Origin of the sequence: Enterococcus sp. BSD2780061688st2 D3 (genome assembly GCF_005844145.1) — a bacterium.
In the GTDB taxonomy this organism is placed as follows: domain Bacteria; phylum Bacillota; class Bacilli; order Lactobacillales; family Enterococcaceae; genus Enterococcus_B; species Enterococcus_B durans.
Genome location: NZ_SPHN01000003.1, coordinates 130,020 through 144,747, shown reverse-complemented (window position 1 = coordinate 144,747; position 14,728 = coordinate 130,020). Strand labels below are relative to the sequence as shown.

General features: G+C 38.0%; 11 protein-coding genes. 7 read left to right on the top strand and 4 right to left on the bottom strand.

The window, feature by feature from the left end; all coding sequences use genetic code 11:
• The first annotated feature begins 2 nt into the window (after positions 1-2).
• From walK to FGQ66_RS15365, 5 genes are all read left to right on the top strand, one after another.
• Complete coding sequence (gene walK / locus FGQ66_RS04090) at positions 3-1,838, top strand: cell wall metabolism sensor histidine kinase WalK (protein WP_005878932.1); 1,836 nt, start codon at positions 3-5, stop codon at positions 1,836-1,838.
• Positions 1,835-3,145 carry a YycH family regulatory protein gene (locus FGQ66_RS04085; protein WP_113846234.1) on the top strand — a complete coding sequence of 437 codons (1,311 nt, stop codon included), beginning with the start codon at positions 1,835-1,837 and terminating at the stop codon, positions 3,143-3,145. Before walK ends, FGQ66_RS04085 begins: the two co-directional genes overlap by 4 nt.
• The gene (locus tag FGQ66_RS04080; protein WP_138301770.1) at positions 3,146-4,018 is read left to right on the top strand and encodes a two-component system regulatory protein YycI; all 873 of its coding nucleotides are present in this window, start codon (positions 3,146-3,148) and stop codon (positions 4,016-4,018) included.
• A 51-nt stretch (positions 4,019-4,069) separates the two neighbouring features.
• Positions 4,070-4,879, top strand: a complete 810-nt coding sequence (gene walJ / locus FGQ66_RS04075; protein WP_005878927.1) for an exodeoxyribonuclease WalJ — start codon at positions 4,070-4,072, stop codon at positions 4,877-4,879.
• 578 nt (positions 4,880-5,457) lie between these two features.
• A complete protein-coding gene (locus FGQ66_RS15365; RefSeq protein WP_230315222.1) occupies positions 5,458-6,042 on the top strand; it encodes a hypothetical protein in 585 nt (194 codons plus the stop codon).
• A gap of 298 nt (positions 6,043-6,340) precedes the next feature.
• Here FGQ66_RS15365 and FGQ66_RS04065 read toward each other — a convergent pair whose 3' ends face one another.
• Positions 6,341-7,009, bottom strand: coding sequence for a CPBP family intramembrane glutamic endopeptidase (locus tag FGQ66_RS04065; protein ID WP_113846232.1), 669 nt, complete (start codon positions 7,007-7,009; stop codon positions 6,341-6,343).
• A 282-nt stretch (positions 7,010-7,291) separates the two neighbouring features.
• Between FGQ66_RS04065 and groES the strand changes: the two genes are divergently transcribed.
• Both groES and groL read left to right on the top strand, forming a co-directional pair.
• Positions 7,292-7,576, top strand: a complete 285-nt coding sequence (gene groES, locus FGQ66_RS04060; RefSeq protein ID WP_005880134.1) for a co-chaperone GroES — start codon at positions 7,292-7,294, stop codon at positions 7,574-7,576.
• Positions 7,577-7,628: 52 nt separating this feature from the next.
• On the top strand, positions 7,629-9,254 hold the full coding sequence (gene groL / locus FGQ66_RS04055; RefSeq protein WP_005880136.1) for a chaperonin GroEL: 1,626 nt from the start codon (positions 7,629-7,631) through the stop codon (positions 9,252-9,254).
• Between the two features lie 662 nt (positions 9,255-9,916).
• Here the strand turns inward: groL and FGQ66_RS04050 are convergent.
• The 3 genes from FGQ66_RS04050 to FGQ66_RS04040 form a co-directional block, all read right to left on the bottom strand.
• Complete coding sequence (locus FGQ66_RS04050; RefSeq protein WP_138301768.1) at positions 9,917-12,667, bottom strand: cation-translocating P-type ATPase; 2,751 nt, start codon at positions 12,665-12,667, stop codon at positions 9,917-9,919.
• A gap of 367 nt (positions 12,668-13,034) precedes the next feature.
• Positions 13,035-13,463, bottom strand: a complete 429-nt coding sequence (locus FGQ66_RS04045; RefSeq protein WP_138301766.1) for a GFA family protein — start codon at positions 13,461-13,463, stop codon at positions 13,035-13,037.
• 550 nt (positions 13,464-14,013) lie between these two features.
• Positions 14,014-14,325, bottom strand: a complete 312-nt coding sequence (locus FGQ66_RS04040) for a DUF1700 domain-containing protein (RefSeq protein WP_227260050.1) — start codon at positions 14,323-14,325, stop codon at positions 14,014-14,016.
• Positions 14,326-14,728: the final 403 nt, after the last annotated feature.

Here is a 14,728-nt window from a genome sequence, read left to right as displayed (position 1 = left end):
TGATGAAAAGGAAAGTCCGCTTTTTTCGATCAGTCAATTTTAAAATAGCCATTACATTTATTTTGATTTTGCTGATCTCTATTGAAATTATTGGAGCGTATTTCATCCGAGGACTGGAACGTTCAACGATCAATACGTTTATCAAAGATATGAATCAGACGGTTGAATCATTAGCAACTACAATCAGCCCTGAGTTGAATCGTAAAGATAGCGCAGATACAGACGAAGTAAATGCGAATATCAAGCGGTTTATTGAAACGAGTGCATCTAGCGATATTCTGGAGATGCGTGTGGTGGACGAAAAAGGGATCATACGTGGGACAACAGATGTGAGTGAGCAGAGTTCTATTGGTAAAAAAAATGATTATGTCGACATCAATGACTTCACAACCAAACGCTATGTAGCACTCGACAATGACGATAAGCGGGTGAACATCAATATTCAACCTATCCTATCCCCGACCGGTGATGCCGTTATCGGGGCTCTTTACGTCAAAAGCAATATTGAACAAAAATATTCAGAAATCAATAATACCGCACTTATCTTCTTTACTGCCTCATTGATTGCTGCATTTATCTCTATGATCGTTTCCGTCCTAGTCGCGCGTTCGATCACCCAACCAATCGGAGAGATGCGTGAGCAAGCGATTCGGATCGCTCGAGGAGATTATAGTCGGAAAGTCAAAGTCCATGGTCAAGATGAATTGGGGCAACTGGCTGATACATTCAATCAATTGGCTGAACGTATCGAAGAAGCACAAGATACGATGGAAGCTGAAAGAAATCGGCTAGATAGCGTCCTTTCTCATATGACAGATGGAGTAATTGCCACAGACCGTCGAGGCAAGGTGATCACGATCAATGACATGGCAATCTCATTGTTGGATGTAAAAAATGAAGAGGCAATCGGACAGTCGATCTTAACACTACTGGACATTGAAGAAGAGTACACGTTACGAAAATTGTTGGAAGATCCGAATGAAATGGTTCTCGACCGTTCAACGGGATTGATGGAAAGTGACCAAATGATTTTACGCGTAGAATTTTCGATGATCCGCAGAGAATCTGGATTTATCAGTGGTTTAGTTGCGGTTCTTCACGATGTCACAGAGCAAGAAAAAACAGAAAGAGAACGACGTGAGTTCGTATCGAATGTTTCACATGAATTGCGGACACCATTGACGAGTATGCGCAGCTATATCGAAGCATTAAGTGAAGGTGCTTGGAAAGACGAAGAAGTTGCCCCTAACTTTTTAAAAGTTACGCTAGATGAAACGGATCGGATGATTCGGATGATCAATGATCTGCTAAATCTTTCAAGGATGGACACAGGAAATACGCAACTTCAACTAGAATATGTGAATTTCAATGAACTAGTCAATTTTGTACTTGACCGATTTGATATGATGGTTGGTAATCAGGAAAAAAATTATCGGATCAAAAGAGAATTTACCCAAAGAGATCTATGGGTGGAAATCGATACAGACAAGATCATTCAAGTGGTGGATAATATCATGAATAATGCAATCAAATATTCTCCAGATGGTGGAACGATCACCTGTCGATTACTAGAAACACACAATAATGTGATTTTAAGTATTACAGACCAAGGGCTAGGGATTCCTAAAAAAGACTTGAACCGAGTTTTTGAGCGCTTCTACCGTGTTGATAAAGCACGAGCAAGAGCCCAAGGAGGAACTGGGCTGGGGCTTGCGATTTCAAGAGAAGTGATAAAAGCACATCGTGGTGCAATCTGGGCAGAAAGTAAAGAAGGACAAGGTTCAACTTTCTATATTTCTTTACCATATGAACCTTATGAGGAGGAATGGTGGGAATGAAAATATCTGAAAAAGTTGTTCGGATCGGACTGATTTTGATGATTGCTTTAAGCATCTATTTCTCTTATGCCATTTGGTTAAGCCCAGCAGGAAAGACATCGATCAATGTCGATGAAACTAGCTCGCAAGTAGTGGAATCTCAAAATTATCGTAAAGCATCAGAGGTATTTCTACCGTTGCATCTAACTTGGATAAATGCTGGATCGCTGAAAGAAACAAACAGTGAGAATCTTATTACCCGTTTACAAACGGTCGTTGAAGGGGCAAGATTTGGTCGACTTTCTGAAGTGGTTTCTGGAAACTTAGAAAAGTTCAATCAGACAAAAACAATTGATGAGGGTGTCGAACTTACGTATAATGCACCTTTGCTTTTAAGCGAATATAAAGATGCCTTTCATTTGAATTTTGATATTTCAGCAATTACCAAGGAAGATGATACGCCTTATTTCAATCGTATCCAATTTGATGAGAAAAAGGATAAAGTACGTTTTATCAATTATTCTGATCACACGATTTATGAGGCGAGTATTTCGATCGATTGGTCGGATCTAGAGAAAGAATTAAAAGCTACAGGTATTAAATGGACAGAAATGAATGCTGAACCATCTATCATGCCAACGCAGTATGATACAAAAAATCCGGTGAAACTGAAGAAATATAGTTACATCTTGTCACAACAACCATATACAGTATTTCGAAATGCTTTTTTTCAAAAACCTGACGAAGTAAAGAATAATGATGAGAGCAGTGAATTGATTTTCTATGATAGAAATGAAACGATGTCGATCCACTCGGACACACAAGTCGTTGATTTTCGGGGAGAAACTCCGGAAGAAGCCTCTGGCGATATTTTTTCCGAAAGTTTCCCTTACATTAGTAAGCTAGGTAGTTCTCTTGGTAATATGCGCTACTTTGATCGTAAGGAAAATAAAATCGATTATCGGATATTTGTAGAAGGATTTCCCGTCTTTGGTTCGGATAGTAAGGGACAGGTTGGAATTGAGATTGGTGATGATTCCGGCGGGTCTGAGGTGAATATCCAAACAAGTTTGAATACGATCCAAGTGCCGATCCCTTCTGATGAGGAAGTAGAATTACCAAATACAGAAAATGTGATTCAAAATTTAGTCGATAAAGGTGCAGATAAAGGGAAAATCCAATCGATCATCGTAGGGTATACATGGCAAAATATCAAAGAAACGAATCGTGTCGTCGATCTATTGCCAGAATGGTATGTGAAATATCAAGAACAATGGTATTCCGTAAGTGAGTTGCTTGTAAGGTTACCTGGATCGGAGGCGAAATAAATGGATTTCAAAAAGATTGAATGGATCTTTTTCGTTGCCTTTTTAGGTCTTAACATTTTCTTATTCAGTAGTTACCATGATGCTGTAAATCAAGAAAACAATGTTATTCGCTCTGATCAAACAGAATCGATCCAGCAACGCCTTGCCAGTGATGACATCTCATATACAGGGAAAATCTCCTCTGAAAGTCGTCAAGGGTATTACCTTAGTGCAGAAGAAACAGATCTTAGCAATGTGCTGACGGATTATCGCCGTAATTCAGATAAAAGAGGTTTGTTAAGTAGCGGGGTCGTGTTAAATGATGATGTGCTAACAAAGACGTTATCAGAAACAGAATCAGAAAAGAGTACGTTTGATCCTGATCAGTTAGGTCATTCTGTTGCAGATTTTTTAGCTAATAAAGAGGATGTATTGTTTGGCACTGATTATATGTATATGAAGCATTTCTCGACACTAGGTGGAGATTCTCCTGAAATTGAAGCAAGTCAAGTGTACGAAGGCTTACCTTTCTATGATGATACAGCGAAAATCGTGTTTTCTTTGGATAAGGTAGATAACCGCTACGCAGTCACCAAATACACCCAGACACATCTTTCAGGTATTGAACAGCTACGTGAGAAAACAGAATTACACACAGAAGAAGATGCAATCAAAACATTATATATAAATAACAAAATTTCCCGAGGTTCAAAGATTTTATGGCGACAATTGGCGTACTCCTGTATTCTTAAAGTACGTGAAAAAAATGTTTATGTACCTATTTGGTATGTAGCAATCGAAACAGCTGATAAAGTAACACAAGTTGAATCAGTCAATGCATTCAGTAATACGATTGTTACAAATAATACGATTCCAAAGGTGGAAGATCATTAAAAAAGTAGGTATAATGAAAAAAGTTTACAAAGTAAGAAGGGAAGTAGTGAAATGGCTGAAGAAAAACCAGCTTTCAAAATCAGTATCCTAGCAAGCGGAAGCTCTGGAAATTCACTTTATATTGAAAGTGATAAAAAGCGACTTCTGGTGGATGCTGGACTCAGCGGGAAAAAAATTACTTCTTTAATGGCACAGATTGATCGGACACCTGACCAGTTAGATGGGATTTTAGTAACGCATGAACATCGAGACCATATTCATGGGGTCGGTGTATTAGCGAGAAAGTATCATTTAGATGTCTTTGCCAATGAAAAAACTTGGGAAGCGATGTCGCCGTTGATCGGAAATGTTCCAATTGAGCAAAAACATTTATTTGAAATGGGGAAGGTTCAAACTTTTGGCGATCTAGACGTTGAAAGTTTTGGTGTATCACACGATGCAGCAGCACCTCAATTCTATCGTTTCTATAAAGAAAATCGGTCATTTGTCATGTTGACAGATACCGGATATTGTAATGATCGTATGCGTGGGATCATCAAGAATGCAGATGGCTATCTTATGGAAAGCAATCATGATCTGGAAATGCTTCGTATGGGACCTTATCCCTGGAATCTAAAGCAACGGATTCTAGGGGATCGAGGCCATCTTTCTAATGAAGACGGGGCGCTAGTCATGACAGATGTGATTGGTGACCGAACAAAACGGATCTATCTGGGACATTTAAGTAAAGAAAACAATATGAAAGAACTTGCGCATTTAACCATGGAAAATGTCCTTAAAGAAAAAGATCTGGGTGTTGGTTATGACTTTGATGTCTATGACACAGATCCAGATGAAGCAACGGAACTATTTTCAATATGATCGATCCATGATTAGAGAAAAGTAGTTGTATCTATACACTAAAAAAAGAATGTTCTCTTCATAACAAGTTAGGACTCACAAATTTTTGTGAATCCTAGCTTGTTTTTTTGTCATCTTAGATCAGAACAACTATTTCTAAATGAAGAAATAATGATGGCTTGTTTATTCCAAGAATCGGTTATGCTCAAAGCAATCAAACGTTTGATCCAAAAAAAGGGGAAAGAAAATGAGAAAAAAAACTAAATTAGTGTTAACCGTAAATCAAAGACGTCATATTGAACGTGAACTACTCAGAGTGACAAGTGTAACAAAGGTTGCTAGATCTAGCCATGTTCCTCCAAAATTAGTAAAATTCGTCAAACAAGAACTAATCAAAAAAAAAGAAACTCACAGGAAATGAAATAAGACAGTCGGTCAAAAAGAAGACAAATGCTTTTCAAAAGGAAAGTGTAAAATCAACGCCGATAAAAACTGTAGAAAAACAAAAAGATTTAAGACAGAAGCAATCCGACGATACGGCAAAAATATCGTCGAATCGGGCGAGAAAAAAGCAAAATCTAGAGAGAAGCATATCCAATGTGTCAGGTAAGAGGAATACAAACAGGCAAGAATTGAAAATCAGTACAAAAGCGCAAGTTGAACGTCTAAAATATAAATATAAAAGACAAAAATTAAAAACTTACAGAAATAAATTAAAGCTTGATTTAAACAAAATCGACATGATTGAAAAAGAAGTAAACCTAGAAAGAAGAAAAGTGGAGCTAGAGAGAAAAGAAGTAGATCTAGAAAGAAGAGAAGTGGACTTTAAAAAAAGAAAAACAGACCTAGAAAAAAGAGAATTGTGCTTAGAGAGAAAAGAAGTAGACTTAGAAAGAAGAGAAGTAATTATAGAGAGAAAAAATCTAGAACTGATAATGAAAGAACAAAAAATCAAACAAACAGGTGAGAGACCAGAAATAAATGAACAAAGGCAGAAACGAATGTACTTGGACTCATCCTATATACATAAACAAAAATTATTACAGGATAAAGAAATCGGTGGAGTTGAAGCAGAAACCTATATGAGTATTACGGATCTGAAGAAACGTGGGTATGAATTTATGTCTAATAAGAAAATTTTGCATGAGAGGACTGAGTCGGCAATAAGATCTCGTCAGGACTAAGGTAACGTTCATTGAAGATATCATCGTAGAACTATTTAGAAAAATTGGCGAAGGGATTCTGCATGTGTTAACTTTCAGTTGTGTATCGAGAAAGAAAAGTAGAAGTGGCAGAAATAAGGAGAAAAGCAACAGATAAAACAAGAAAAATAATCCTGTTTCTGGCAATGAAGTGTTATCTAAAAGAAGACAGTAAAAAAATAAAAAAGCTTTTCCTAGAAAAATGAACGAGCTGTTTATGCTGGTATCGTTCTATTTTTTATTGAAAGCTTTTTTATTTTTATCAAATCAATGGTAAATTTTAATAGGAAAGCAATCCTTTTTGGATAGCGAGTTGGACAATCACGACAAGCGTGTTCATTCCGACATGAGTAATCATTGATGTCCAAATTCGACCAGTTACCTTATATTGTAAGCTGAAGAAAAAACCTAAGAAAAAGTAGATCAATAAATGTCCGTCATTATGTGCGAATGCAAAAAGCAAGGAACTAACAATGGCACCTACCCAAAAATTACTATATCTTCCAACAATACCCAAAATGCTGCGACGAAAGACGAATTCTTCCATGATCGGTCCAGCAATCGTAGTTGCGACAATGAAGGCTGGCGCTTCAAGGATCATCTGGATGATATTTTGTGTATTTTCAGAAGGCGCACTTTCTCCAAATAAAAATGTTTCCAATGTTACAGCTAAACTTTGCAGAATCAAGGCGATAAAAATACCAACAAGTCCATAAAGAATAATTTTTGGTACAGAAGATTTAGGAACTGCTGCTTCGATGGATAAAGGTTCCCTTTGTCTAAAATAAAGGAAGGCTAAAACGATCGCACCTAAAATATAAGCAATTGCTGTCGCAGTAATCAAATCTGTGGTTGTATGGACGATTCCAACAGAGGAAAGGATCAAAGGTGAAAGGAAAATCAATCCATAGCAAAAGATACTCAGAAAACTATATTTTTTTAATGACATAAGGTCCTCCTTAAAATTAGGCAGAATAACGAGGCTTGGACAGAAGTGTTTAACTCCGAGAAATAAGAAGGAGTTGCTTCTGCTCCCACGCTTTCTTTAATTATAACATACTTCATTTACCTTCTTTTGTTTTGAAACGTAAGGGATAACGTAAAAATTATAGAACTTCATTTAAAAAGCTTGCAAAAAAATGGAAGAATGAGTATTATTAAAAATGTAGGTTAGCACTCGACTTGTTAGAGTGCTAATGAATTCAAAAAAGAGTTATCGGAGGGATTTATCGTGTTAAAACCATTAGGTGATCGCGTCGTTATTGAAGTCGCAAAAGAGGAAGAAAAAACTGTTGGAGGAATCGTTTTAGCTTCATCAGCTAAAGAAAAACCACAAACTGGAACAGTTATCGCAGTTGGTGAAGGCCGTTTGTTAGAAAACGGGGAACAAGTTCCTGCTGCTGTAAAAGTAGGCGACCAAGTAATGTTTGAAAAATATGCCGGTACAGAAGTGAAATTTGAAGGAAAAGAATATTTGATCGTCGCTGGAAAAGATATCATGGCGATCGTTGAGTAAAAACAAAGCAATCAATTAAAATGAATGAAAAATTTTGATGAGGTGAATAGATATGGCAAAAGAATTGAAATTTTCAGAAGATGCTCGTGCAGCAATGTTACGTGGCGTAGATAAATTAGCAGATACAGTGAAAGTAACATTAGGGCCAAAAGGTCGTAATGTCGTATTGGAAAAATCATATGGCTCACCATTGATCACAAATGATGGGGTAACGATTGCGAAAGAAATCGAATTAGAAGATCATTTTGAAAACATGGGAGCAAAATTAGTTTCTGAAGTTGCTTCAAAAACAAACGATATTGCTGGTGACGGTACAACAACTGCTACAGTCTTGACTCAAGCAATCGTACGTGAAGGGTTAAAAAACGTTACAGCAGGAGCTAATCCTTTAGGTATCCGCCGTGGGATCGAATTAGCAACAAAAGCTGCTGTAGAAGAATTACACAATATTTCAACTGTTGTTGACTCAAAAGAAGCCATTGCACAAGTAGCGGCTGTTTCATCTGGCTCTGATAAAGTAGGACATTTGATTGCTGACGCTATGGAAAAAGTAGGAAACGATGGCGTAATCACTATCGAAGAATCAAAAGGGATCGAAACAGAATTAGACGTAGTTGAAGGAATGCAATTCGATCGCGGTTACTTATCACAATACATGGTAACTGACAATGATAAAATGGAAGCTGTTCTAGAAAATCCATACATTTTGATCACTGATAAAAAAATCTCTAACATTCAAGACATCTTGCCATTGTTAGAACAAATCTTACAACAATCTCGTCCATTATTGATCATTGCAGATGATGTGGATGGCGAAGCTCTACCAACATTAGTCTTGAATAAGATTCGCGGAACATTCAACGTTGTCGCTGTCAAAGCTCCTGGATTTGGTGACCGTCGCAAAGCAATGCTTGAAGATATCGCTATTTTGACTGGTGGTACAGTGATCACTGATGACCTAGGCTTAGAATTGAAAGACGCAACGATCGAAAACCTAGGAAACGCATCAAAAGTTGTTGTGGATAAAGACAACACAACAATCGTTGAAGGATCTGGCGAAAAAACAGCGATCGAAGCTCGCGTTCAATTGATCAAAAATCAAATCGCTGAAACAACTTCAGACTTTGATCGCGAAAAATTACAAGAACGCTTAGCAAAACTTGCAGGTGGTGTGGCTGTCGTTAAAGTCGGTGCTGCAACTGAAACAGAGTTGAAAGAATTGAAATTACGCATTGAAGATGCATTGAACGCAACACGTGCCGCTGTTGAAGAAGGCATGGTTTCTGGTGGGGGTACAGCATTAGTGAATGTCATCGGTAAAGTTTCTGCAGTAGATGCAGAAGGTGATGTTGCTACAGGTATCAAGATCGTTGTTCGTGCATTAGAAGAACCAATTCGTCAAATTGCAGAAAATGCTGGTTACGAAGGTTCAGTCATTGTTGATAAATTGAAAAATGTTGAATTAGGAACAGGATTCAATGCCGCAACAGGCGAATGGGTAAACATGGTAGAAGCTGGTATCGTTGACCCAACAAAAGTTACACGTTCAGCATTACAAAATGCAGCATCTGTTTCTGCATTGTTATTAACAACAGAAGCTGTCGTAGCTGACAAGCCAGAACCAGCGGCTCCAGCAGCGCCAGCAATGGATCCATCAATGATGGGCGGCATGATGTAGTATTTAAGAGAGAACCTTGATATATCTGGGTTCTCTTTTTTTAATTTATAGAAGAGTAAAGTAAAGAGTATAATCTAGTTTATTATTGGTGAGTAGGTAATAATAAATGTGCCATCACAACAAAGAGTAAACTTTAGAACTACACGAACAAAAAATCTACATTAAGAATTTTGTATCGAATGATAGCATTAGTTCAACTTATGAGGTAGAAACCTCGCTTCCTTTTTAGGCTAGTGTAGTAATATGGAAAAGAGGTTGGGACAAAAGTAAGAAACAATTTTGTCCCAACCTCTTTTTTTGAAATTTCCGAAAAACCTGACTTTTGGACTTTCGTTTATTCGAGAGTCTGTAGCAAATCTGATTTTTAGATTTATCCCACATTCGTTTGTTTGTTAGGAGAAGTCTCTGAAATGTTTTTCAAACATCTCTAGATATCAGTTTTTCAAAAGAAAGTGAGTGTGGGGCAAAAGTAAGAAACACTTTTGTCTCATTCTTTAAAAACGAATAAACGGTGGGAGCAGAAGCAACTCCTTCGGAAATAAGCCGAAATTCACAAAAATTTGAAAAGCAATTTTCGTTAATTTCTTCTTATTTCTCGGAGTTAAACAATTCTGTCCCAACCTCACCAATTATATCAGCTGGATGCTCAATGATTTCCAGTTTTATTTCACCGAAGTCCGATGTCGTAATATGGCTTTACGCAACTCTTCCAATAGAATGATCGGAATCGGGATCAATGCCAAGCCAAACCAAGCAATCAATGGAATATTGGTGGTGTTGAAGGCATCTTGCAAGAAAGGAATGTTAATCAGAGCGGCTAACAGGCAGATTTCAAAAAGGATACCTAACAAAACTCGTTTGTTGCTGAAAAAACCGATCTTGAATAAGGATTCTTTTTCTGTTCGACAGTTGAAAACAGCACCAATCTGACTAAAAACAATTGCTGCTAAAGTCATTGTAGTGGCCATTACATAAGTTTTTCCTGTGCTTGCCAATGGAATAGTTGGCCAACCGTCAGAATAATTGATTACGAAATAAGCACCAATCGATATTACAGATGCCACCAGACCATACCAACCAAATGCCTTCCAGATCAATTTTTTGGTCAAGAGATGATCTGTTCGTTTGCGAGGCGGTTTATTCATCGTTCCAGGTTCGGTTTTTTCAGTGGCTAGGCTTAGTGCCGGCAACATATCGGTCCCTAGATCGATAGAAAGGATCTGCATCACCGTTAAAGGCAATGGGATCATTCCCCGAGAAAGCAGAAATAAAATTGATGGAAAAGCTTCTGGCATATTGCTATTTAAAATATATAACAAGAATTTACGTATATTATTATAGACCGTACGACCTTCTTCAATAGCATTGACGATCGAAGTGAAATTATCATCTGTTAAGATCATATCGGCGGCTTCTTTTGCGACATCAGTACCGGTGACTCCCATCGCCACCCCGATATCAGCTTTTTTCAAAGCTGGGGCATCATTGACCCCATCTCCAGTGGATGCAACAATTTCACCTAAGGATTGTAAGAGAGAAACGATCCGATATTTTTGTTCTGGTGCAACTCGGGCAAAAATGATTTGATGGGTAAGATTTTCCTTTAGTTCGTCATCAGACATCGCTGACAGTTGATCGCCTGTCACGACACGAACATCGTCACCTTCAACGATCCCGATTTTGCGGGCGATACTTTCAGCGGTCAGGCCATAATCACCTGTGACCATGATGATCCGAATGCTAGCAGCGTGACATTTTTTTATTGCTTCGATGACGTTTTCCCGTGGTGGATCTTGGCTGGCAGTGATACCGACGAAGACCAACTGATTTTCTGTTTTTTCAATGCTGTATTCTGTTTCATCCGGATTTAATCGGCGGTAGGCGAAAGCCAGTGTTCGTAGACCTTCTTTGGCGAAAATGTCATTTTGATCAAGAATCTGTTTTTTATGTGTGTCGTCGAGAGGCTTGATTTCTCCATTCAGTAAAAAGTAAGTGCAACATTCGAGGACTTCGGTGATCCCGCCTTTGGTAAAAATAAAGCGATCATTTTGTTGCTGATGGATCGTCGACATTCGTTTGCGTTTTGAATCAAAGGGTAGTTCACTAAGCCTTTGATAACGTTCTTTCTCTTCTGCCAGAGCATAATCCGCTTTATCTGCTAAAATGAGTAAGCTACCTTCATCGGGACTACCTACTAATTGATATTCCTGATCTGTTTGTTGGATAGCAGAGTCGTTATCTAATGTACCGATACGGATCAGTTGTAATAGATCTTTTTCTTTAGCTAATTCGATTCGCATGCTTTCTTTAGTTACGATCCCATTTGGTGCATAACCAGTGCCAGACACTTCATACTGTGCATAAGGCAACCATACTTTTTCGACGGTCATCTGATTTTTAGTCAAGGTCCCAGTTTTATCAGAACAGATCACCGAAGTTTCTCCTAGTGTTTCAACGCTATTTAGATGTTTAACGAGAGCATTTTTCTTAGCCATCGTCTGAACTGCCAGCGCTAAAGATAAAGTGACTGTTGGTAACAACCCTTCTGGAATAAAGGCTACCATCATTCCCAAGGCAAAAATAAATGATTCAACAACAGGATTTTTTACGAAAAAGACTGCTGCTAGAAAGAAAATCACACCGATTACAATGGCGATCAGGGAAAGTTGCTTCGTCAAGACGTTTAGTTCTTTTTCTAATGGGCTGGGAGTTGCAGCAACGGAACCGGTCAAAGAAGCAATTTGCCCAAATTCAGTTTTCATCCCTGTTTGGGTAACTAACATCAACCCACTACCACTGACTACAGAAGTTCCTTCATAAACCAGATTCGCTTCGGCAAAGCGCCCAGCTGTTTTGACTTCATCAGCGGTTAATGTGGCACTATCCTTGTTAACGGTGGTGGATTCACCAGTTAAAGAAGATTGGTTGACTTGCATGCTGTCAGCTTGCAATAGACGGCCATCCGCAGGAATATTATCACCACTTTTGATCTGTACGACATCTCCGGGTACGATATTTTCCACCAGAGTGTTTTCTATTTTACCGTTGCGTAAGACGCGAGCATAGTTTGGCAACATTTTTTGTAGGGCAGAAGTTGCTTGACTAGCGCGATATTGCTGCCAAAAACTGAAGAGCCCGTTGATCACATTGACCAACCAGATGGCGATCCCTAATTCGAGCATACCGGCAAATAAAGCAATAAAACCCGATACCCATAATAAGAGTGCCATCAGACTTGTGAAATTTAATAAAAATGTTTTGATAATTGATTCTTTTTTTGTTGTGTTGATTACATTTTGACCGTATTTGGTTAAGCGTTGCTGCACTTCATCTGTCGAAAGTCCCTTTTCTGAACTTGCTAGTGCTTGATAAGCCGCTTGGACCGAACTAGTCGCCCAATTTATCTTGTCCATGGTCATCACCTCTGTTTGTATTTTCCTCCTAAGATCCAAAAATTGCAAATCGGTTTATGGGTTACCTGAAATGATGTGAAAAGAAAAATAATCGTAGAAAATCAGTAATATGTTTGGACTGATTTCTTCATAAAATTTCGTCAGTGTCAGGCGGGATAGCATTGATCATCAGATATTATGGATGGAATGGAAAAGCTGATTCCAATCGGATACATGTTTTGCTTGGCCTATTTTTCAATGAGGTACTTCATTATATGTAAGCCTAAAGAACGAGCGGAGGGGAAATTCAACGGCCGTTGAATCTCCCCTCCGTAATATTTTCTTCTATTGAAGATTGTTGTCGTTGAACAAAACCTCAATGTAGCAACTATTCTTTGTTAAAATACGTTTCTTGTACTATTTTCATGACGTCGGCTTCGGTTAGCTTCTTTGTGTCATTTGCAAAACTGTAGTAAGACGGTTTCTGATCGTAATAGACTTCGACTGTCAGTGTTGCTCCTTCCTGATCTGCAAATAAATCGATTGGGATACTGTAGGAATCCCCTGGAAGAAGATGATAAAAAAGATGTGACCCACAAATTGAGCAAAAGCCACGTTCCGCCCATTCAGATGACTGATAGCGAGTAACTAAGTTTTCAGGTTGGATGGAAATTGTTGCACCTGTTCCTGCTTCAACCGTAAGCAGTGGTCCCGCTCCCCAACGACGACACATCGAACAATGACAGGCGCCCACCTCGGAATGGATGTCTTGAACTTCCATCGAAATAGCACCGCATAAGCAACTTGCTTTCTTCATTTACTTTCCTCCTATTGATCTTTTTTGTTGGATAGTGGAACAACTTAAAATAGAAAAAGATTAAAACACTGATATTCAAGGAACCATAAGTGAATAAACTACTTACTATTTTTAGTTTATCATAGGGGGAATGAAAAGACTTTGGGGAACTAGTCCGTCAGTATTATCGAAAAGGGTGTTATTTGAATTCATGCCTTCAAGGTTACTTGTCCTGGTACATCCAGTGTTCATTTAAAAGCTGTTTGAATAAAAAAGTTATTCCTTGATAGTGCAGACCTGCAATGGTAAGAAGGGTAATAATTGCGGTTTTAGCAATCAATAGTTTTATACGGTTAAGGAAGGTGCTTCAATGAGGAGCTTTGAGGAAAAAAACATACTAAGATTAGAGGGTAAATTCATCGACGGATGAATTTACCCTCTAATCTTAGTATGTTTTGTCTCCAATTTCTCAAACTTAAACGACTTTTGTCTTGACCTCAGGGAGACTTAAGAGTTAACAAAATCTGAGGATAGTGGTCAGTTAGCAGAAGTTTGGAGCCTGTAATACGACTTATCCATAAATCAATCTCTTGTTATAAGCAATGTACTTCGCTGAAATATTTCCTACGTATTTTGTTGCTTTGATACATACTGGGACTAGTAGCCCGCCCAAAGCAAACAACAAGATACTTGCTATGCTTTGAAAAACTGAAAAATCCTGAATCGTCAACAAGGTTGCTCCTAATAGTAGAAGTGGAGAGAGCAAAAATGAACCCGTAACTATCCATAAACTCGCAATAAAGATATAAACACTTGCTGCTACACCTAAAATGAAGACTACATTAAAAAATAATAGCGAGAAAACAATCGAAGCTTTTTTCATCATCTATTCCCCCTTTTCTTTACTCTATCACTAAAGTTATTTCACAACAATCAGACCTAAGTACTAGTTAATGAGGAAACGCATTTTTTAGTTAAACAAAGGGAAAACCTGTTGCCATGAGAAAATAAGATGAACTCTAGGATGAAAGGATAAAATCAATGTAGGTGGAAATAAAGAAGAAAAACATATGAATAAAGAAATGGAGAGTGCGTTAAAACGAAATAGTTTCATGACAACCTCCATTTATCACATATAAATGAAAAAATTACTACAGAGTGTACTATTTTTCCTAGGCATAAAAAATTCTTTTTACATTAAGTAGGCACGCTTAGAAATATATGCTATATTTATGATATCGTTATAATGTATGCGCATACAAAGTGACGAAAAATAGATTTTAGGA

Excerpts from the sequence above, each read along its gene's own strand:
- walJ (WP_005878927.1), top strand. The coding sequence starts at position 4,070 with ATGGCTGAAGAAAAACCAGCTTTCAAAATCAGTATCCTAGCAAGCGGA.
- FGQ66_RS04065 (WP_113846232.1), bottom strand. The coding sequence starts at position 7,009 with ATGTCATTAAAAAAATATAGTTTTCTGAGTATCTTTTGCTATGGATTG.
- FGQ66_RS04085 (WP_113846234.1), top strand. The coding sequence starts at position 1,835 with ATGAAAATATCTGAAAAAGTTGTTCGGATCGGACTGATTTTGATGATT.
- FGQ66_RS04045 (WP_138301766.1), bottom strand. The coding sequence starts at position 13,463 with ATGAAGAAAGCAAGTTGCTTATGCGGTGCTATTTCGATGGAAGTTCAA.
- FGQ66_RS04040 (WP_227260050.1), bottom strand. The coding sequence starts at position 14,325 with ATGAAAAAAGCTTCGATTGTTTTCTCGCTATTATTTTTTAATGTAGTC.
- groL (WP_005880136.1), top strand. The coding sequence starts at position 7,629 with ATGGCAAAAGAATTGAAATTTTCAGAAGATGCTCGTGCAGCAATGTTA.
- walK (WP_005878932.1), top strand. The coding sequence starts at position 3 with ATGAAAAGGAAAGTCCGCTTTTTTCGATCAGTCAATTTTAAAATAGCC.
- FGQ66_RS04050 (WP_138301768.1), bottom strand. The coding sequence starts at position 12,667 with ATGGACAAGATAAATTGGGCGACTAGTTCGGTCCAAGCGGCTTATCAA.
- FGQ66_RS04080 (WP_138301770.1), top strand. The coding sequence starts at position 3,146 with ATGGATTTCAAAAAGATTGAATGGATCTTTTTCGTTGCCTTTTTAGGT.